This window comes from Paraglaciecola sp. T6c, assembly GCF_000014225.1.
Taxonomy (GTDB): Bacteria; Pseudomonadota; Gammaproteobacteria; order Enterobacterales; family Alteromonadaceae; genus Paraglaciecola; species Paraglaciecola atlantica_A.
The window spans coordinates 3,238,120-3,257,067 of sequence record NC_008228.1 but is presented as its reverse complement, the minus strand read 5'-3'; the positions used below and the strand labels follow the sequence as shown (position 1 = coordinate 3,257,067).

General features: G+C 43.4%; 15 protein-coding genes. 5 read left to right on the top strand and 10 right to left on the bottom strand.

Annotated elements, in window-relative coordinates:
- Positions 1 to 3: 3 nt before the first annotated feature.
- The 7 genes from PATL_RS13690 to corA all read right to left on the bottom strand — a co-directional run bounded on the left by PATL_RS13690 (position 4) and on the right by corA (position 4,959).
- Positions 4 to 282, bottom strand: coding sequence for a F0F1 ATP synthase subunit C (locus tag PATL_RS13690; RefSeq protein WP_006992831.1), 279 nt, complete (start codon positions 280 to 282; stop codon positions 4 to 6).
- Complete coding sequence (locus PATL_RS13685) at positions 282 to 1,001, bottom strand: F0F1 ATP synthase subunit A (RefSeq protein WP_011575446.1); 720 nt, start codon at positions 999 to 1,001, stop codon at positions 282 to 284. The genes PATL_RS13690 and PATL_RS13685 overlap by 1 nt, the downstream gene beginning before the upstream one ends.
- Positions 991 to 1,317, bottom strand: a complete 327-nt coding sequence (locus tag PATL_RS13680) for an ATP synthase subunit I (RefSeq protein WP_041713870.1) — start codon at positions 1,315 to 1,317, stop codon at positions 991 to 993. Before PATL_RS13680 ends, PATL_RS13685 begins: the two co-directional genes overlap by 11 nt.
- The gene (locus tag PATL_RS13675; RefSeq protein ID WP_011575445.1) at positions 1,307 to 1,699 is read right to left on the bottom strand and encodes an AtpZ/AtpI family protein; all 393 of its coding nucleotides are present in this window, start codon (positions 1,697 to 1,699) and stop codon (positions 1,307 to 1,309) included. The genes PATL_RS13680 and PATL_RS13675 overlap by 11 nt, the downstream gene beginning before the upstream one ends.
- 4 nt (positions 1,700 to 1,703) lie before the next feature.
- Positions 1,704 to 2,093: a F0F1 ATP synthase subunit epsilon gene (locus PATL_RS13670; protein WP_011575444.1), complete on the bottom strand. Its 390-nt coding sequence runs from the start codon at positions 2,091 to 2,093 to the stop codon at positions 1,704 to 1,706.
- The gene (gene atpD / locus PATL_RS13665) at positions 2,083 to 3,696 is read right to left on the bottom strand and encodes a F0F1 ATP synthase subunit beta (RefSeq protein WP_011575443.1); all 1,614 of its coding nucleotides are present in this window, start codon (positions 3,694 to 3,696) and stop codon (positions 2,083 to 2,085) included. Before atpD ends, PATL_RS13670 begins: the two co-directional genes overlap by 11 nt.
- 195 nt (positions 3,697 to 3,891) lie before the next feature.
- Positions 3,892 to 4,959, bottom strand: coding sequence for a magnesium/cobalt transporter CorA (corA, locus tag PATL_RS13660; protein ID WP_011575442.1), 1,068 nt, complete (start codon positions 4,957 to 4,959; stop codon positions 3,892 to 3,894).
- A 185-nt stretch (positions 4,960 to 5,144) separates the two neighbouring features.
- Between corA and PATL_RS13655 the strand changes: the two genes are divergently transcribed.
- The 5 genes from PATL_RS13655 to PATL_RS13635 all read left to right on the top strand — a co-directional run bounded on the left by PATL_RS13655 (position 5,145) and on the right by PATL_RS13635 (position 13,699).
- On the top strand, positions 5,145 to 6,137 hold the full coding sequence (locus PATL_RS13655) for a D-cysteine desulfhydrase (RefSeq protein WP_011575441.1): 993 nt from the start codon (positions 5,145 to 5,147) through the stop codon (positions 6,135 to 6,137).
- Positions 6,138 to 6,448: 311 nt separating this feature from the next.
- A complete protein-coding gene (locus PATL_RS13650; RefSeq protein ID WP_011575440.1) occupies positions 6,449 to 8,494 on the top strand; it encodes a putative bifunctional diguanylate cyclase/phosphodiesterase in 2,046 nt (681 codons plus the stop codon).
- A gap of 292 nt (positions 8,495 to 8,786) precedes the next feature.
- Positions 8,787 to 10,838 carry a GAF domain-containing hybrid sensor histidine kinase/response regulator gene (locus PATL_RS13645; protein ID WP_041713868.1) on the top strand — a complete coding sequence of 684 codons (2,052 nt, stop codon included), beginning with the start codon at positions 8,787 to 8,789 and terminating at the stop codon, positions 10,836 to 10,838.
- Positions 10,839 to 10,983: 145 nt separating this feature from the next.
- Positions 10,984 to 11,745, top strand: coding sequence for a transglutaminase-like cysteine peptidase (locus tag PATL_RS13640; RefSeq protein ID WP_011575438.1), 762 nt, complete (start codon positions 10,984 to 10,986; stop codon positions 11,743 to 11,745).
- Between the two features lie 31 nt (positions 11,746 to 11,776).
- The gene (locus PATL_RS13635) at positions 11,777 to 13,699 is read left to right on the top strand and encodes a bifunctional diguanylate cyclase/phosphodiesterase (RefSeq protein ID WP_011575437.1); all 1,923 of its coding nucleotides are present in this window, start codon (positions 11,777 to 11,779) and stop codon (positions 13,697 to 13,699) included.
- 107 nt (positions 13,700 to 13,806) lie between these two features.
- Here PATL_RS13635 and PATL_RS13630 read toward each other — a convergent pair whose 3' ends face one another.
- The 3 genes from PATL_RS13630 to PATL_RS13620 all read right to left on the bottom strand — a co-directional run bounded on the left by PATL_RS13630 (position 13,807) and on the right by PATL_RS13620 (position 18,870).
- Positions 13,807 to 15,228 carry an HlyD family type I secretion periplasmic adaptor subunit gene (locus tag PATL_RS13630; protein WP_011575436.1) on the bottom strand — a complete coding sequence of 474 codons (1,422 nt, stop codon included), beginning with the start codon at positions 15,226 to 15,228 and terminating at the stop codon, positions 13,807 to 13,809.
- Complete coding sequence (locus PATL_RS13625) at positions 15,225 to 17,363, bottom strand: type I secretion system permease/ATPase (RefSeq protein WP_041713866.1); 2,139 nt, start codon at positions 17,361 to 17,363, stop codon at positions 15,225 to 15,227. The genes PATL_RS13630 and PATL_RS13625 overlap by 4 nt, the downstream gene beginning before the upstream one ends.
- A gap of 151 nt (positions 17,364 to 17,514) precedes the next feature.
- Positions 17,515 to 18,870: a TolC family outer membrane protein gene (locus tag PATL_RS13620; RefSeq protein ID WP_011575434.1), complete on the bottom strand. Its 1,356-nt coding sequence runs from the start codon at positions 18,868 to 18,870 to the stop codon at positions 17,515 to 17,517.
- Between the last annotated feature and the right edge of the window lie 78 nt (positions 18,871 to 18,948).

Genomic DNA, 18,948 nt, shown 5'->3' with positions numbered 1-18,948 from the left:
GCTTTACCCCCCATTCTGGCTAATAAAGTAATTCCAGAAGGGATTACTGAATAACAGGATCATGGAAACTACAAAACAATAAATGGCTGTAGATTCAATCATAGCTAGGCCCACAAACAAGGTGCGGGTGATTGTTGATGAGGCATCAGGTTGTTGCGCTAACGCTTTCAGTGCGCTGGCCACAGCGGATCCCTCTGCCAAAGAAGGCCCTAATACGCCAATGCCAATCGTCAGGCCTGCAGTGATGATGGAGCAAATAGCAATCAAAGTTAGGCTATCCATTATTTTTCCTTTGTTGGGTTAGATTTAGGCGAACGTAAAGTAAGAGACTGCTGGTTATTTACCACACTTGCAGCCCCTATATAGACAGATGCAAGAACGAAAAATATATAGGCTTGTACCATGCCAGTGAGTAACCCAAGTACTGACATGATCACCGGGAATATGAACGGTGAAATAACCAGTAATATGGCCAAGATCATTGCGCCGCTCATCATATTCCCAAACAATCGCACCGCTAAGGCGAGCGTTCGTGATAACTCCCCTATGATATTAAAGGGCAGCATGAACGGGGTAGGTTGTGTATAGGATAATAAGTAACGCTTAATGCCTCTATTTTTAATGCCGTAATACGGCACGGACACAAATACGCACGCTGCCAGCGCTATGGTGGTAGACAATGACCCAGTGGGAGGCTCGAAGCCAGGAACCATCGTCAGTAGATTACTCATGGCAATAAACAGAAATAACGTTCCTAGAAACCCCATGTAAACTCTAGGCTTTGTTAAGCCTGCGTCCGTTATCTGTTGTTGGATAGTTAGTACCAACATTTCTAGCCCGTTTTGCCAACGAGAGCGATGCAGGCCTTTTTTAAGATTACGCGTAATTAGGTAAGAGGCGCTTACCAACACGACCATGACGACCCATGTAAAGAGTAGTGTGGCGCTGATTTTAACGAAACCATACTGCCAATAAATGATTTCATCAGGGCTAATGTGCATGGGGCAATTCTCGTTTTTCGTTGTGTGAATTTTGAAAGCGTGTTAACCATTTCGTCATCAGTAAGCGGCCGATAACAAATCCAAGTAAGCAGGCGATTAAACGCCACATATCGTTTGCCGAGACCCAATAAAAAACCGCTACGGCGGTTGCCATTCGCGCTAAAATACCCCCTAAAAACCATGCTGCTGGAAGGGGTGACTGTAAGCCCTTCTGGACGGTGAACCAGAGCGCATAAAAGAAACCGCACCCTAATAGCAGGCCGATTAACAAAGGGGTCAGTAAATCCGCTAACTGGGGTGTGAAATTAGACATCATGTTGATCATTTTCCTTGTTATCGTGTTTTTGCATAGTCGCGTCCTCGTGCATTGCCGCGTATTCTTTGCTGATCCACGCCCACGCAGTGAAACACCCCAGCGCCAATCCAGCGAGCAGTAATGCAAGTGTCCATGAACGCGGATCGGCATATTGCTTATCCAACCATATGCCTATTCCAACGCCAATCAGCGTAGGGATAGCTATCGACCAGCCTATGGTGCCCATCATTCCTAGGCCAAACCAAACGCCTGCATTTTTTTGACGTTTTGCTTTTAGCTTTAACGCCACTTTTGCATCAACCTGTTTGGCTAGATGGGGCGCATCGTTGTTTGCGCTGTGCTTGTTTTCGTTAGGCTGTGGTTTAGCGGAATGGCTTTTCATCGATTTAGTGCTTCGACAATGCTGAAAACTGTTTCAAAAAGCCGCTTTCTAGTTTCGCCAAGACAGTGCGCAGCGCTTGTTGTTCTTGATCCAGCGCTAAAAATTCTTGCTTGACGGCTTGTTGTAATTTTTGCAATGAACTGCCCCGAATGGCGCGGCGTACCGAAATCATCACTTGGGCACCCGTCTTAACCATTATGCCTTGGTCTATGGCAATAAACTGAGACTGCTGGGCACCTTGTTGATAAGTCAAAATGCCGGGGACTAATGGGCTAATACAGTCTAAGCGTTGAGGAAGAATGCCATGGCTGCCAGAGGGCGTTTCTATCACCAAATTTGTTACATCGCCAAGCGTGGCGAACACCTGATAGGGCAGTAGAATGTTAACGTCCATTTTGGGGCTCCTCCAGTGACTCGTTTTGCGCATCTTGCTTAAAAGTGTTGGGTTGGGAGACATTGGGTTTAGCGCTGCTAGGTATAGCGTTGTCTGGTTCAGAGTTTTTCGGCCCAGGACTGTTGCTTTCAGAGTTACTGGGCTTGAGGTCGCTGTTCATTGAGCTGTTTTTCTCAGTGGCGCTTTGTTTGGGTTTGATGGCTTCATCTATTTCGCCAATCATGTACAACGCGCTTTCTGGATAATCGTCGAACTCACCTTGTAAAATACGCTCACAACCAGTAAGTGCTTGTTCAAGGGAGACAAACTTGCCTTTCATACTGGTAAATTGCTCAGTAGTAAAAAAGGGCTGGGTAAAAAAGCGCTCTAATCGCCTTGCTCTTGACACAACGTCGCGGTCTTTTTTCGAGAGTTGCTCAAGACCTAACATGGCAATAATGTCTTTTAGTTCATTGTACTGAGCCAGAATTTGCTTCACTTGTCGGGCCACGTCGTAGTGTCTTTGGCCGACGACCGTGGGCGTGGCTAGCTTCGAACTGGATTGCAGCGGATCCACCGCTGGATAAAACCCTTCACTGGCGCGTTTACGTGATAGCACTAAGGTTGCTGATAGGTGAGAAAAGGTGTGCACTGCGGCAGGGTCCGTAAAGTCGTCAGCGGGGACATAAACCGCTTGTATAGAAGTGACTGCGCCATCTTCAGTGTTGGCAATACGTTCTTCTAATCCCGCCAATTCAGTGCCTAACGTGGGCTGATAACCCATGCGGGATGGCATTTGTCCCATTAAGCCGGATACTTCTGAGCCCGCTTGAATAAAGCGAAAGATATTGTCTATCAGCAGCAGAACATCTTTTTTCTCGTCATCGCGAAAATACTCAGCCATGGTAAGCGCAGCGTGACCTATGCGAAAACGACTGCCTGGCGGTTCGTTCATCTGGCCAAATAGCATGACCATATTGTCGAGCACGCCAGCTTCTTTCATCTCGCGGTACAGCTCTTCTCCCTCGCGGCATCGCTCGCCGATACCACAAAAAATACTCACGCCTTGTTGCTGACTAACCATGTTGTGGATCATTTCGCTTAATAGCACGGTTTTACCTACACCCGCACCGCCAAATAAACCCGCTTTACCACCTCGCTCAAGTGGACACAACACATCGACAATTTTAATGCCGGTTTCAAATATCTGTAATTGACTGGATATCTTAGTCAAGGCAGGGGGAGCTTGGTGAACACTGCGCCACTTGCCATCGTGTTGATAGGTATGACCGTCAATAGGGGCGCCAAACACATTGAACATACGAGATAAAGTGGAAGGGCCAACTGGCACTTTAAGAGGGCCGCCTGAATCTTCTACAGGCATGCCCCGCGCCAAGCCTTGGGTAGCCGTTAAAGCAATGGTGCGAATTTTTTGTGCTGATAATTGGGCGACAACTTCCAACACCACATGTTTGTTTTGGGCATAAAGAACGTTGTGAATTGGCGGTACATGCTGTTCGAATATCAGATCAACGATACTTCCCCGTACAGCGGCCACAAGGCCTGTGTTCTGGGCGGGATTGAGTTGATATTGCGCAGTAACCGATGTGCTTACATTCGACATGAATTAAGTCAACTTATGGATCTCACCTTGTCGCTATTATGCAAGAGGCTCAGAAACGCATATTGACTCGTGTCAACTTTAGGATTGAAAACAATGTGATTTCTCTTTTCCGACAGAGAACGTTATGTTGAGTATCAAAATTAGACTACAGCGAAAAAGAGTCAGTCCGTCGCTTTGTCACACTAAGCCTTACGATTAAATCCATTTGTGTTTTTTGAAGAATAAAAGCATGCCCACAATCATGAAAATCATTACCGCCCATGCGCCAAGGTAACCGTAAGGGGAGTATAGCTCGGGCATATTGAGCGGGCCTGCATCATGACTGAAATTCATGCCATAAATACCTGCTACGAAAGTGGGGGGAATAAACAAGGTGGCGATGATCGTTAGTACTCTCATTACATCATTGAGCTTTAAACTGACCACGCTCATGTAGAGTTCCATAAGACCATTAGCCATTTCGTGGTAGGTTTCAGTCAATTCAAGAATAGAAATACTGTGGTCATAACAATCGCGCAAAAATAGCTTAGTGTCAGCTTTAATTAAGTCTGATGTGTCGTCGCGAAGTAGGGTATTGAGCATTTCTCGGTGAGGCCAAATTTGTCTTCTTAACAGCAGTACCTCACGGCGTAACAGATGAATTTTTTGCAAAATGTCTTTGTCATGATTTTCAAGGAGTAGTTCCTCGGTGGCATCGATACGATCGGCGTATTGTTCTAAAACGGGAAATCCCCAATCGATAACCGTATCGATTAAACTATAAAACAGAAAATCAATGTGGCGCTTACGCAACCCAGAGGTGGGCAGTGTTAACCGATTACTGATGGCGGTAAATGGATTGAATTGCCCCCCGCAAAATGAAATAACCGTATTGTTCTTCAAAAATATGCTGATTTGCTGCAGGCTAACGCCTTTTTCGCTTGTTACTGGCAGGGTGAGAATAATGAAAATTTGATCTTCCTGAATATCAATTTTTGGCCTTTGTCCGAGATTCGACACATCTTCGATGAAGAGTTCGTGGATGCCGAAATCTTTCGCCAATTGGGAGAAAGTGGCTTTATCAGGATCACCTTGAACATGCACCCAGGTCTCATTGTTATTCCCCAAGTACGACGCACATTGTTCTGCCGTCACATTTTTTTTCTCAACACAGTCGCTGGCATCAAAATCAAACACACTGAGCGTTAACTGGCCTTTTTTATCATCGTGAATAACACCAGGCTGCGTGCCGGGTTGACTGTACTGCTTGCGAAATAACTTCATTTAAATCCTTGGTTACCTAGAAACGTGAGTGTATCGGTTGCGTTGCATAGCGTGACTCGTTTACCGGGCAAGTGTGAAGGCGAACAATCGACAACCAGAATATATAATGAAAAATTGCAGTGGTGTTAACACAGGACCGAAAAAGTTGTAACGTTGATTTTCTTTTCGAATTTAGTGGGTTCACGATGATAAACTTTGCACTTATTCCACGGGTAACAATCTCCCACAATCCAACACCCCTTGAGAGTTTACCCAGGTTATCTGAAAAAGTGGGATGCAAGGTGTATATCAAACGCGATGATTGCACCGGACTTGCTGGTGGCGGCAATAAAACCCGCAAACTAGAGTATTTAATCGCCGATGCTCAGCAACACGGGGCCGACACTCTGGTGACGGTGGGAGGCTTGCAATCAAATCATGCGCGGCAAACTGCTGCCGCGGCCGCTAAATTTGGCTTAGGTTGCGAGCTTGTGCTCGAAGATGTTAAGGGCACGCCTAAAGCGGATTATTATCAAAACGGAAATGTGTTATTGGACACTCTACTGGGCGCCAATATCCATCGTTTAGGCCTAGAACAAGAGGTTGAAGCGTATACCAGTGCGCTGCTTGCAAAGCTAAAAATTCAGGGGCGAAAGCCGTATTTTATTCCCATGGGCGGGTCGAATGTGATGGGCAGTTTAGGCTATGTGCGCTGCGCCAAAGAAATATTACAACAATTGGCAGATGATGATCTTCACATCGACCAAATTGTGCTCGCGACGGGCAGTGCAGGTACCCAAGCAGGCTTGCTTGCAGGGCTGATTGCTGCTAACTCAGACATCTCGGTACTGGGGGTAGCGGTGAGTCGCTCGAAGGAAGCGCAAGAACAGTTAGTGGAACAGTTACTCAGAGAAACGCTCACTTTTTTAGACATTGATCCCAATCGGGCGAAAGGCAAAGTGGTTGCCAATGGCAACTATTTTGGCGAAGGTTACGGTATGACTACGCCATCAATGGTAACGGCCGTCAAGCGCTGCGCCGAACTAGAAGGCGTGTTATTAGATCCCGTCTATACGGGCAAGGCAATGGCTGGCTTTATGGACTTGTGCGCCACAGGTGAGATTGGGGCAAATAGTCACCAGCTATTTATTCATACTGGGGGCAGTCAGGGGCTGTTTGCTTACCGTGAGGAATTTTAATTTGCTCGATTTATAGTGCAAGGTCGACGGTTACTCATTGCTCATTTCTGAGATTCAGGATAGGGTTTATTTTTGCACGGCATAAAACAATATGCTGGTTGGTGAGCGAGGCTAAGCCTACAGGTTTAAGCGAGCGATTCTACGCGAACGATAACAGGGGGGATGCTTTTATCCCGAGCTTGGTTGTTGCTCGTTTAGCATCTTTGGAACGCCAAGGACTCAGCGCCCAATTTGGGTGGTATACATGGCAGAAATCTCACACATATGTTTGTGTGTGATGTTACTTTTAATGATTAATTGAATAATAAAATATGACTCTAGGCGTTTTTCGAGACTTTAAATCTCAGGCCATCATTGCTTTTGTAATGTGTTCGTTACTGGCGTTAACTGCCCACCGCTTGGGGTTAATGGACGTTTCACTCGATTTACTTTCCCCAGACACCCTGGTGGCTATGGAGCACCAACATGAAGGCGGCATGCGCAGCGAGTTGCATACTGGCGAACATTCAATCGCCATCGCCTGCGAACTTTCTGATATCAGTGCTTACTCCCTTTGTTTATTAAAACTTAACTACAGCCGGAGAAACCATTTTTCTCGAGGACTCGATCTTTCAAACTATCAATCTGTTGAAATAGTCGCCACATTAAAAAGCCCTTCAGGCAAAGAAAACATTAAACTTTATTTAAGAAACAATAACCCTGCTTATTCATTACCACACATTGATATTAGCGATAAATTTAACACCATCGAATTTGAACTGGGGGATGAAAGCACCACCTTGAATGTGCCCAGCAAAGCGCTGTTCGTTGCCCAGTGGTGGAAAAGAGAAAGAGGTATAGGGTATGAGCAATCTCATGTCGATATCTCAAACATCGTTTCTATCGAGCTGGTCATTGATGAAGCGAAGGAGCTTGGTGACTACGTATTGACGGTGCACAGTTTGAGCATGTCAGGGGAAGCGATAACAGAGCCTGAGCTGCTTAGATTGATTTTACTCTTACTCTTTATGGTCATAGTACTGCTGACCATCAGGCAGAAAAATAATCTCAAAAAAATATCGAGTACCGACCCGCTCACTGGTTTGTTGAACCGGCGAGGAATGATTTCAAAAGTCCGAAAAGAGTTCAAACATATCGTTGAGCACCATACGATAAGCTTATTTTATTTTGACGTTGACGACTTTAAAAAGATAAACGATACCTACGGCCACCCCATTGGCGACGAACTTCTGGTAGCAATTTGCCAAAAGGTTAAGCTGATCATAAGCGAAATGAACTTTGAGGGGCGCTACTCGTTCGCTAGGTTAGCGGGTGATGAATTTGTTCTGACAATTACTGATTGTGACAAAGAAAAAGCGATACAAGTCAGTCGTAGAATCGGTCAGCAATTGATTGATCCAATCCCCGTTAGCGGCTGCGAGGTTAAGGTTGGTATTAGTCTTGGTCTAGCGTATTCCAGTGATAAAAAAGCATCTTTCAAAGCGCTACTGTCTCAAGCAGACTCTGCGATGCGCTGTGCAAAAGAGCAAGGAAAAGGGCGATTCAAGGTGTTTGATGATAGCCTCGCTTCTGCGATCTATCTAAAAAAATCCATTGCTGAAAATTTAAAAAATGCACTGATAAACCAAGATTTCTCACTCAGGTTTATGCCCATATTCAGTTGTTCCGATTTAAAACCTAGACGCGTTGAGGTGCTTATTCGCTGTGAGTCAGACGCCATGCAAGGGGTTACTCCGGATGTTTTTATTCCTATTGCGGAAGAATTTGGCATCATCCAAAACATTGATTTATGGGTGGCAGAGACTAGCTTCGCCGCTATGCAAATGCATTTTCTGACACCTGGTCGTTCGTGCCCAGTCTTTTGCATTAATATTTCAGCCATTGAGCTACTCAACAGCAGCTTTCCGAAGCAGTTAAAAAAGCTCATGCATAAATATCAAATACCCCCTGAATATATTGAGTTGGAAATCACCGAAACTAGCTTAATTGAAGCCGGGGAGACGAGTTTAAGCATATTAAAAGAGCTTAAAAAATTAGGGATTAATTTAGCCTTGGATGACTTTGGAACAGGCTACACGGGTTTTAATCAACTATTGGCCTATCCAGTAGATTGCTTGAAAATAGACCGTACTTTCGTGGCTGATATCGACAGCGAGCACGCTTCACACTTGCCTATGGTGAACGCGATCATGTCAATCGCCCAGTCCTATAATTTAGTCACGGTAGGGGAAGGGGTCGAGACCCAAGGGCAGTTAGATTACTTGCGTTCAGTCTCATGCAATTATGTCCAAGGTTATTTTCTCGCAAAACCGCTTTTACTTGATGATTATCTTTTGCTGCTAAACGATTACGCCTGAAGTGTTTGAGTATCTTTGTTAGTACTGCACAAGATAAAGGCTCGTAAGGAAGAATGAAGGTGATTTAACGCGTTTACACTGTGAAAGGCAGTTGAACTAGGTTAATTGGCTGCTACAGGATGGATAATCGGCAAAAATAAGCAAATGCAATAGAGGCGAGAAGAGGGTTTTAGCAAAGGCCCAACTTTGCGAATGATGAGTGACAGGATATAGTCACATCACACGTGCCTTTCCATCAAGGATGTTGTTTTAGGGATTGAAAAAGTGCACTTAATAACTGAGAGAAATTGCGTTGCAGAACTTACAAAAACTGTATGAAATAACATCAGATAGTGCCTTGTCATACTCGCAAAAAATGGTTGCACTTTTGCAATTAGGCGTTGATTACTTTCAGTTAGAAATGGGCATTATTAGCCACATTGAAGACGAGCTTTACACTGTCTCCTACGCGATTTCACCTGCAAATGATTTACTTAGTGGCACCACATTCGACTTAGGTGATACTTACTGCGTACACACTTTAGCCACAAATCAAGCTCTGTCTTTTTATCACGCAGGTCAAAGTCATATTGCTCAGCATCCTTGCTACCTTAATTTGGGGCTAGAAAGTTATATCGGTGCGCCAATTGTGGTTGAAGGTAAACGTTTCGGCACGATAAATTTTTCAGCGAGTGCCCCACGCAATCAGCCTTTTAGCACTGAAGAACTGAGTTTTATCGAACTGCTTTCGCATTGGGTTGGCAACGAAATAGCCCGCCATGAGAAATTAGCGTTGTTAAAAGAACAGCAAAAATTAATGGCGCGCCAGCAAGATATATTGGAACAAATGGGTCAAGTTGCAGGTGTAGGGGCGTGGGAGCTAGATCTTGTTGACGGGAAGCTTTATTGGTCCTCGGTGATGAAAGACATTCATGAGGTCGATCAAGATTTTGTACCGGATTTGGTCAACGGATTAAATTTCTATAAAGAGGGAGAGAATCAAACCCGTATTACTCAATGCGTCAGACGCTTGATGGATCACGGCGGCAATTTCTCTGGTGAGTTTGAAATTGTCACTCAAAAAGGGACGCCCAAATGGGCGGCGGTTAAGGGCAAAGCCGAATTAGACGGGGGAAAATGTGTCCGGCTGGTGGGTGCGTTTCAAGATATCACTGAGCAAGTCAATTCACGTGAACAGCTGGAGCACAGGCACAAGGAACTGTCATTGGCGCTTGAAGCTCGCAGTTTATTTTTAGCCAATATGAGTCATGAAATTCGTACGCCCATTAACGGGGTATTGGGCATGTTGCAAATATTAGACGCCTCTTCTTTGGATAATGAACAACGACGGTTTTTGGGCTTAGCCAAAGACAGCGCCACGTCATTGCTAGGGATCATCAATGACATCTTAGATTTTACCAAAATTGACTCTGGTAAGTTGGCACTGGAAACCGTCCCTATCGACCTGAATCAGGTTCTCAATAATTGTGTTGATATCTTTAATCCACACGCAAAAGAAAAATCCATACAATTGGTTAAGCAACTCGAAAACACCCAGGGCGCCAGTATCATTACCGACCCTACGAGGCTGCGGCAAATTTGTGCTAATTTGCTTTCAAATGCGCTTAAGTTTACCCATCAAGGGCAAGTGAACATTGCGACAGAGTTGACGCTACTGAAAAAAGGCAAGGCTACATTGACCATTTTTGTGAAAGACTCTGGGGTAGGCATGACGCAAGAGCAACAAGCGCTATTATTTTCACCTTTTAGCCAAGCCGATGTGTCTACCACGCGCAAATTCGGTGGCACAGGATTGGGGTTATCAATTACGCGCAAGCTTTGTCAATTGATGTCAGGGGATGTCAGCGTAAAAAGCGTACTGAACAAAGGAAGTGTGTTCTCGGCGCAAATTGAAGTGGGTATTATGGCCAAAAGTGTGCATCCTGCTGAGCCTGAACTGGCTGTATCCCAAAGTAGGGATCTAAGCGGTCTACATGTATTGGTAGTTGAAGACAATGAAATCAATCAAGTGGTGATTGGTGAAATGCTTAAACAACGACAAATAACCTATGACATCGTTAATGATGGGCTTGAAGCGCTAGCCATACTCGAAGACGAACTAAGTAGTGAGAACCCATACACGTTAATTTTGATGGATTGCCAGATGCCTAATATGGATGGATATCAAACTACTCAGCATATTAGGCAATTTTCGTCTCATGTAGCGACTATTCCTATTATCGCGCTGACCGCGAATGCATTATCAGAAGAGCGTGATAAGTGCTTTGCCAGTGGCATGAGCGAATACCTATCTAAGCCTGTTGACCAAGAAAACCTCTACGCCGTGCTTGAGAAATACAGTTAATACTCTTACTCACGGTATTTCTCATAAACTAGTAATATTAAGTATTATTGATGTGATAGCTAGGACTGGGAAAGGACGTTGACTCAAATTGACTTGCGGTGACGAACAGCTAAACCAATAACATATTTAATGAGTGAAATGTGGGGTGATTAGAATCAATCTTTTAAAAATAAAAAGATTTCGTCAGTATCTGTCTACAATTCTTGTATTCAGTAAAGCAATTTCCGTATCTCGCACTTTAAATCTTAGCCGTCTATGTCTCATTCTTTTTCTAACGGGTTCATTGATTAGTGCTCAGACGGTGAATTTGGAATTCGAAAAGCTGATTTCTTTACTGCATGAACAATACAATCCTATGCGAGCTACTGTGGGTCGAAAAATGCAAAGCATGCTTGAAAACCTTAAGGGGGCAGATGAAATTGTAAAAGTGAACACGGTGAACGCATTTTTTGATGAAGAGCTGACGTATGAAACCGATATTGCTTTGTGGCATGAAAAGGATTATTGGGCTAGTCCGTTAGAAACGTTAGGGAAGGGTCGTGGTGACTGTGAAGATTACGCTATTATTAAATATTTCATGCTGCGTTATTTGGGGATTGATGAAAGCCAATTACGCCTAGTTTATGTAAAAGCTCGAATCGGAGGGCCTAGAAGTAAAATTACCCAAGCCCATATGGTTTTGTCTTACTACCTTCCGAAGCAAAATGACCCTCTCATTCTTGATAGCCTTCTTGCGGATGTGGTTCCTGCGTCGCAAAGAACGGATCTGTTGCCCGTCTTCAGTTTTAATACTGAAGGATTGTGGGCGAAAGGGTCAACTGAGTCTGTAGCTAGTCCGACAGCTCGCTTATCTAGGTGGCGTAATGCGCTTGAAAAAATCAAATTAGAGGGGATTACGTGGGGATGAGTTTCGTGTCAAGGCAAATGGTGGTGTATAGATGTCATTAGTCAGGCAGTTGTGGTTATCCGTCATACTAATCCTAATGGCCAGTTCACTGACTAATTTCGTTATAAGCACCTATTTCGAGCGAAAAAATTTGCAAGAACAACTCTTTTTGAAAAACGTCGATGATGTAAATTCCTTGGCAATGATGCTTTCTCAAGATGAGAAGCAATTGACGGACATCGAATTATTGATAACTGCCACGTTCGATACAGGTCACTATGAGTTTATCGAACTGATTGATCCTGCTGGTAAAAGTGTCTTCAAACGTGAGTATAAGGAAAAAACAAAGTCTAATGTGCCGGAGTTTGCACGCAGAATATTCGATTTTGAAGTGAAAACGGGTGTAGCGCAAGTGAGCAGTGGCTGGAAGCGCGTTGGCACTTTGTATCTTGCAAGCCATACCCAATATGTTCACGAAGCGTTATGGCACCGAACTAAAGCATTTTTTATCAGCTTTCTGGTTATTTCTCTAATAGCCGGTGCGATTGGCTCGTTTGTGTTGCACGTTCTTTTAAGGCCCTTGAACATGGTAGTTGAGCAGGCTCATCGTTTTTCTGAAAAACGTTTTATGACATTACCTATTCCGCGTACCACAGAGTTTGCCAAAGTGGTTACAGCTATGAATTCATTAGCTCTGCGTTTCAAAAAAATCATAGAAGAGGGTAACAAGCGATTAGATGAACTGCGATATAGGAGTCAGCACGATGAGTTAACAGGGTTAGCTAACTCTGAGACTTTTGATACATTGTTGGATGCTCAATTAAAATACCGTGACCGAGAGGGGCATAACGTATTGTTCATGATAAAAATCTTTGGCATGAGCGAAATATCACAGCGTCTTGATAAGCACAAAGTAAACGATATTATTGTTAATTTCACACAAGTGATTTTAGATTTTGCTAAACAGATTGAAGGGCGCTTTACCGATGTACGATTTGGCCGAGTCAGTGGTTCTGAGTTTTGCATATTACTGACTGAAGCTGAAGATATTCAGCAATTAAGTGATGTCCTAGTGGATGCGGTACGCGCGTTTAAAGGGCGCTCTCGTGATACGTACGAGCTGTATGCTTTGCATGCAGGGGTATACCTCGCACCCGATGAAACACGCACTGCACTAATGCGCAGGGTACAAGCACTACTGATTAAAGCATCAAAAGAAAGGGCGCTCGCGCTAACCGATAATAAGCTTACTATTGTTGCGCCATTTCAAGATGATATTCAGTGGCGAAAAGCGCTTAGTCATGCGCTGACAAGTGGTGTGCATTCAATTACTTTTCCCGTGGTTAAAAAAGATGGTAGTGCAATTCATTATCAAGCATTGATGGGCTTGGAACTGGATAATGATGTGCGTAAGGGCGGCTATTTTGTTCACTGGGCGCGTAAGCTAAATATGATCCCCCAGCTCGATTTTCGGATGATTGAGTTTATGATCTCTAAAATTGAGCAAGAAAATAAAGCATATGACTACGCTATTTTGCTATCGCAAGAGACGATGGTTTGCGAAAAATCAGTGCAGCGTTTACGTAAACTACTAACTGAACACCCTAAAGTGGCACACCATCTCTGCCTTGAAGTGAGAGAGAGTGTTGCCTCCGCTCATTTTGAATTGTTCAGGCATTTCTCTGTGACACTCAAAGAAACTGGTTGTAAAGTTGGTTTAAAACGGGTGGGTGATTCCTTTTCTACCCTCCTTGATTTACAAGAGTTAGGATTGGATTACATTAAAATTGATAGTGCGTTCGTGTTTAATGTTTCGATCAACGCCACTAATCAAAACTTCCTTCGTGGCTTATGTTCTTTAGCGCACTCATTGGGGATCATCGTTATCGCAGATGGGGTAACCAGTAAAGATGATGCTAAGTCACTTTATGAGAATGGCTTCGATGGGATTATTTCCCTGATGCAGCAGTTCTAACTTGTAGCTGAGTGCGATGTCAGGTTAGTGAAGTGCTATGCATATAAGCTCATCTTTTTACACTCAGTTGGAACTGACTTATCTAAAACTCAATTGGAGCGCTGAGATCAGCGCTCAGTCATGGCAATCGATGTGGCGCGAAGCAAAGGTTTTAAAATATAATCCAATACCGTTTTTTTGCCGGTAATAATATCTACTTGGGTTGTCATTCCTGGAATAATCTGCATGCCGTTTTTAAAGCTGTTGGAGCCAGTTTGAAGTCTAACGACATAATAGGTCTCATCATTTTCATCGGTGATGGTATCGGCGCTGATGTGGGTGACTTCGGCTTCAAGGCCACCGTATATGACGAAGTCATAGGCGGTGAATTTAACCATAGCGGTTTGCCCTGGCCTCAAAAATGCGATGTCCTTAGGTTTTATTTTAGCTTCAACGATCAGTTGATCATCCAGTGGAATAATTTCAATGACATCACTACCTGGTGGGACTACGCCTCCTATGGTATTGGTAAATAACCGCTTAATTGTGCCCTTGACCGGTGACTTTAAATCCGCTTGATACACCACATCGGCGAGGCCTGATTCTGTTTCCCTTAATGAGTTAAGCTCAATTGAAACATCACTTAATTCATCTCGCCAGCCATTGATAGTGGTCAGTTCTTTCTCTCGGATCTTAGATTTGGCCTCTTGAATAGCAGACTCATTACGACGCATAACGGATTCGTTGCGTTTTATCTCTCCTTCTATCTCAACCAGCTGCCGTTCAAGACGAATGATGTCGATATCTGAGATAGCGCCAGACTTCAGTAGCGGTCGCGTTACAGCGAGCTCTCTGTGAATTAAATCTTTTGTTCGAACGTATTGCTCTTTTGCTGATTGGGCCTCTTGCAACTCATGTTCTCGTTGCCTCGTTTGTTGCTGATACATTGAAATGTGTTGCGCTAATTCTTCTACATTGGCGGCATATTGATTTCTTTCAGAACTGACAATTTCTGGCGCTTGCTTGACTAAGTTTGCTGAGAAAATTGGAGGTGTCTTTTCGGTTAGGGCTTTCAAGCGAGCAAGTTTTGCACTGAGGGATAAAAATTGGCTGCGATTTTCTCTGAGAGACGAGATAAATCTCGTTGGGTCCAGTTTAAGGAGTACGTCCCCAGCATTTACTGTTTGCCCTTCTCGAGTCAAAATTTCTTTGACGATGCCACCGTCGTAGGATTGTACGATTTGTAGTTGGTTTGTCGGTACCACTTTGCCATCACCTCTGGTGACTTCATTGAGGGTGGCGTAGGCGGACCAAATGAGCAATGCAGTCAGTGCAAAGACAATGAAGTACAATAACATTCTAGCTTTTAAGGGGTTTTGTTGAAGTTGTTCCCAATCAGCGTCGAGTACCCAGTCATTATTTTTTGGCGGCGATAACCATCGATTAAATATTTTGCCTACATAACTGCTTTTGGGCTCTTCGTTAGAACCAAATATTTCGCCAAGTTTATTAAATGAATCTTGCTCTGTGGTGGTAGGCTTTCTACTCATGATGCTGCCTTCGCTTTACCCTTTTTCAGGGCGTCAAGTACTTGCTCTTTTTTGCCTTTCATTACCAACTTACCTGAATCTAACACGATGATTTGATTAACCATCGAGAGTAAGGACATACGGTGCGTAACCATAACCATGCTGCGCCCCTTACTGACATTTTCTAGCGCATGTTTAACGTGATCTTCAGCTTGATGATCCAAGGAGGATGTGGGTTCGTCCAGAAGTAAAAGCGGCGGATTTGCTACAATCGCTCTGGCGATGGCAACGGCCTGCTTTTGTCCCCCAGATAAGTGATGGCCATGTTCACCAACCTGCATATTTAAACCGTCGGGATGGTTGTTAACCACCGACATTAACCCACTGAGTTCTAGGGCACGGTTGAGGGCTTGTGGCTCGGTATGTTTGGCTAAATACATAATATTGTCCCTAAGTGTTCCAAAGAACAGGGATATTTCTTGCGGCACATAACCTACATTATTACGCAATTCGGTTAATTCTAATTGCTGTAACTCTATACCGTCTATGTATATGTGGCCTGAAGTTGGCGTGTATAGACCCAGCAGGAGTTTTTGAATAGTGCTTTTACCTGAACCATTTTTACCTAAAATCGCTACATGATCTCCTGCATTGATTTTGAAGCTCACATCAGACAACACATCTTTCGAGTCATCGTCGTAACGGAAGGAGACATTTTTAAATTCTATTTCGCCTTTAAACGTTGGGTGATGAATTTTGTGCGTGTTAACAGGTCGCTCAGAAGGTTGTTTCATTAACGCGTTGAGCACTTCCATTGAGGTAGCAGCATTGTGATATTGGGCAATGACCCCAGCGACAAGGTTGATCGGGTTCATTGCCCGGCTGCTTAGCATGTAAGCGGCGATAAGCGCGCCTTGGGAGAGTTCTCTCTCGATAATTAAATACACGCCAATAATCAAGATGACAATTCCGACTAGTTGTTGAATAAACTGCGACACGTTACTGATTGAAGAGGAAATAAAACGAATTTGCGATTGAGTTCGCGCAAGAAATATTGTGCTTTTCTCCCAGTCGACTTGCACTTTTGACTCAGCATGAAAGCTTTTGATTTCCTCTATATTATCGATACTTTCTACTAAAATAGCGTTTCGCAGAGCCCCTGATTGCATTGCACCAGTAGATAAACTATGCAGTTTCTTTTGCGCTGAAAATGCATAGCCTAGGATCACAAGTGAACCAACAATAATCGGCAGTATCAGTATTGGGGAGATAATCGCGATGATGACACTAAATAACAGTACAAACGGTAAATCTACAAAGGAAACCAAGGTTAGGGAACTGAGTAAGGTTCGAATAGATTCAAAAGATTGAATACCACTGGCGAATGCACCAGACGACGGGGGCCGTTCCATCAACCGAATGTTAAGAATTTTTTCCATAAGCGAAGAAGAGACTTTCACATCTATGCGACTAGCAGCAAGTTCTACGTAATAATTTCGCACCATCTTTAGTACCAAATCTGCAACCAAGACAATCGCGACGCCACAAGCGAGCATCCATAGTGTTTCAATGGCACCATTAGGCACAACTCTGTCATATATATTCATAACAAATAGAGGCATAGCGATAGAGAAAAAGTTGATCACTACCGCGGAGATAATGACATCTCTGTACAGTCCTCTACATTCCTTTATAACGCTCCAAAACCAATGGCCAGTCGTCTCTTTTTCTATGGTTGGAGCCCGTTTATCAAATTGATGTTTGGGGCGGGCAAAAATAATTTGACCCGTAAAGCGTTTTGATAACGACTCGATTGATTCGTCCACATCTGCGCCAGGTAAGTCAGGATAGATAACCTTAGCTGTTTTATTTTCATTGTCTAAGCTGAGAAGAACACACGCCGTATTATTATTAAGGATCAACACCGCAGGTAAAAGTGAGGGATTAATTTGTTCAAACGTGCGTGTGGCGATTTTTGATTTAAGACCTGCTCGTTCAGCTGCTCTTGAAAATATTGACGGAGTGAGGTCCCCGTCCACTAAAGGTAAACCTGAAAGTAAAACATCTTTTGAATAGATCATATTGTAGTGTTCACATATTACATATAAGCAACTACTCAAATCTTCTGTTGTTGGTTTCCCCGAGGTACTTTCCATAATTCACTCTCGATAACTATTTTTCGATCAATTCAACTTGCGCTTTGTTATAACTTTTTATATTTTTGTATCGATATTGAAATGATACTTTATATTTTGATATTACGTTCTTTAATATTTAAGTAGTATGGGGGTAATTCAAAATGCCCTGTTAATTTTTAGGACATGAATATTTAATGTCAGAATGTATATCTACTTTGTCTGAATCGTTAATGTTTGGTAAGTTGTTAAGTGAAATGTTTAAGCTTTTAACCAATATTCCAATTTCGGCTAACACATTTATTAACGCCTGTTTTTGACGATATTGTGCATCGATATATGCACGGCTAGATTCAAAGTATTCGTTCTCCGCATCAAGTACATCTAGCAAAGTACGCTGTCCAATATCGAACTGATCTTTGTATGCTGTTTTGACCCGACTAGACGATAATTTGTGTTGATTCAATATCGGTAAAAGACGATTGGACGTCGTGTATTCATTGAATGCAATTTGAATGTTTTGACGCACATCGCGACAGGTTTTATCTCTAAGATCCTTGGCCACATTGACCTGTTCTTGAGCTTGCTTTATCGACGCTTTGTCTTGACCGCCGCGGAATAGATTGTAGCGAAACTGAAGCCCAACTGAGCCTTCAGTTATAGTGTTGTTTAAACCGAACTGGTCTCTGCTTTGACTACCGTAACTAGCGATGAAATCGACCTGAGGTTTATAGTTCGATTTCTGTGTTTTCACTCCTAATTTTTCAGCTTCGATATTGTGCATGCTGGCGAAAAAGGAAGGACTGGTGCGATACGTTTTTTCTAGTACTTCTTTCAACTCATTTGGTATTTGAAGATCTTGAGTAGGGATAGCTTGTAAATTAACTGCAGGGTAACGACCCACTATGCGCAAGAACCTCGCGCTCACGTCGTAAAGGTTGTTGACGTCGGTTATGACATTTGATTCAGACAAGGCCAAACGCCCGTTGATTTGCTCTAGATCTGCGGCTCTTGAGACCCCGGCACTGACACTTTCTTCAATTTGTGAAAACACTTTTTCATGGGTATTAAGGTTGTCTTCTGCAAGCTTGACCAAAGCCTGATACTGCTGAACGTCTAAGTATGCCAAAGCGGTATCTCTTGCTGCCGTTTCGACGCTGTTGGTAAATTCAAAGTACCTAACCATTTGAACTTGTCTGAAGCGATTAACCTCGTGTTTCACACGCGAACCATTATACAAGGACTGGGTTAATACCATTTCCACATCATTACTCGAAAATTCGGTGTCACTACCGTAATTGCGATCTTTATATTGCATATTCGCCACTAAATCGACGGTCGGTTTATTACCCGCCTTGGCAACTCTTAGACTATGCTTGGCTGCACGGAATGTATGCCAAGTTGCTTGGACCTCTGGATTGGTCTCTAGTGCATCATAAATTGCGCTGGCAACGCTATCGTTATCTTTAGCGTAAGTTTTTAACGATAATAACAAAGTGACGGCGAAGAAAAATTTGTAAAAATTCATAGTTAATACTCGTTTGAATTGTGTGTTAACAAAATCCTTATGTGAAAAATTGTTTTTCAATGCTTTTTTATATGAGAT

Coding starts and splice junctions, on each gene's coding strand:
- PATL_RS13690 (WP_006992831.1), bottom strand. CDS start 282: ATGGATAGCCTAACTTTGATTGCTATTTGCTCCATCATCACTGCAGGC.
- PATL_RS13685 (WP_011575446.1), bottom strand. CDS start 1,001: ATGCACATTAGCCCTGATGAAATCATTTATTGGCAGTATGGTTTCGTT.
- PATL_RS13680 (WP_041713870.1), bottom strand. CDS start 1,317: ATGATGTCTAATTTCACACCCCAGTTAGCGGATTTACTGACCCCTTTG.
- PATL_RS13675 (WP_011575445.1), bottom strand. CDS start 1,699: ATGAAAAGCCATTCCGCTAAACCACAGCCTAACGAAAACAAGCACAGC.
- PATL_RS13670 (WP_011575444.1), bottom strand. CDS start 2,093: ATGGACGTTAACATTCTACTGCCCTATCAGGTGTTCGCCACGCTTGGC.
- atpD (WP_011575443.1), bottom strand. CDS start 3,696: ATGTCGAATGTAAGCACATCGGTTACTGCGCAATATCAACTCAATCCC.
- corA (WP_011575442.1), bottom strand. CDS start 4,959: ATGAAGTTATTTCGCAAGCAGTACAGTCAACCCGGCACGCAGCCTGGT.
- PATL_RS13655 (WP_011575441.1), top strand. CDS start 5,145: ATGATAAACTTTGCACTTATTCCACGGGTAACAATCTCCCACAATCCA.
- PATL_RS13650 (WP_011575440.1), top strand. CDS start 6,449: ATGACTCTAGGCGTTTTTCGAGACTTTAAATCTCAGGCCATCATTGCT.
- PATL_RS13635 (WP_011575437.1), top strand. CDS start 11,777: ATGTCATTAGTCAGGCAGTTGTGGTTATCCGTCATACTAATCCTAATG.
- PATL_RS13630 (WP_011575436.1), bottom strand. CDS start 15,228: ATGAGTAGAAAGCCTACCACCACAGAGCAAGATTCATTTAATAAACTT.
- PATL_RS13625 (WP_041713866.1), bottom strand. CDS start 17,363: ATGGAAAGTACCTCGGGGAAACCAACAACAGAAGATTTGAGTAGTTGC.
- PATL_RS13620 (WP_011575434.1), bottom strand. CDS start 18,870: ATGAATTTTTACAAATTTTTCTTCGCCGTCACTTTGTTATTATCGTTA.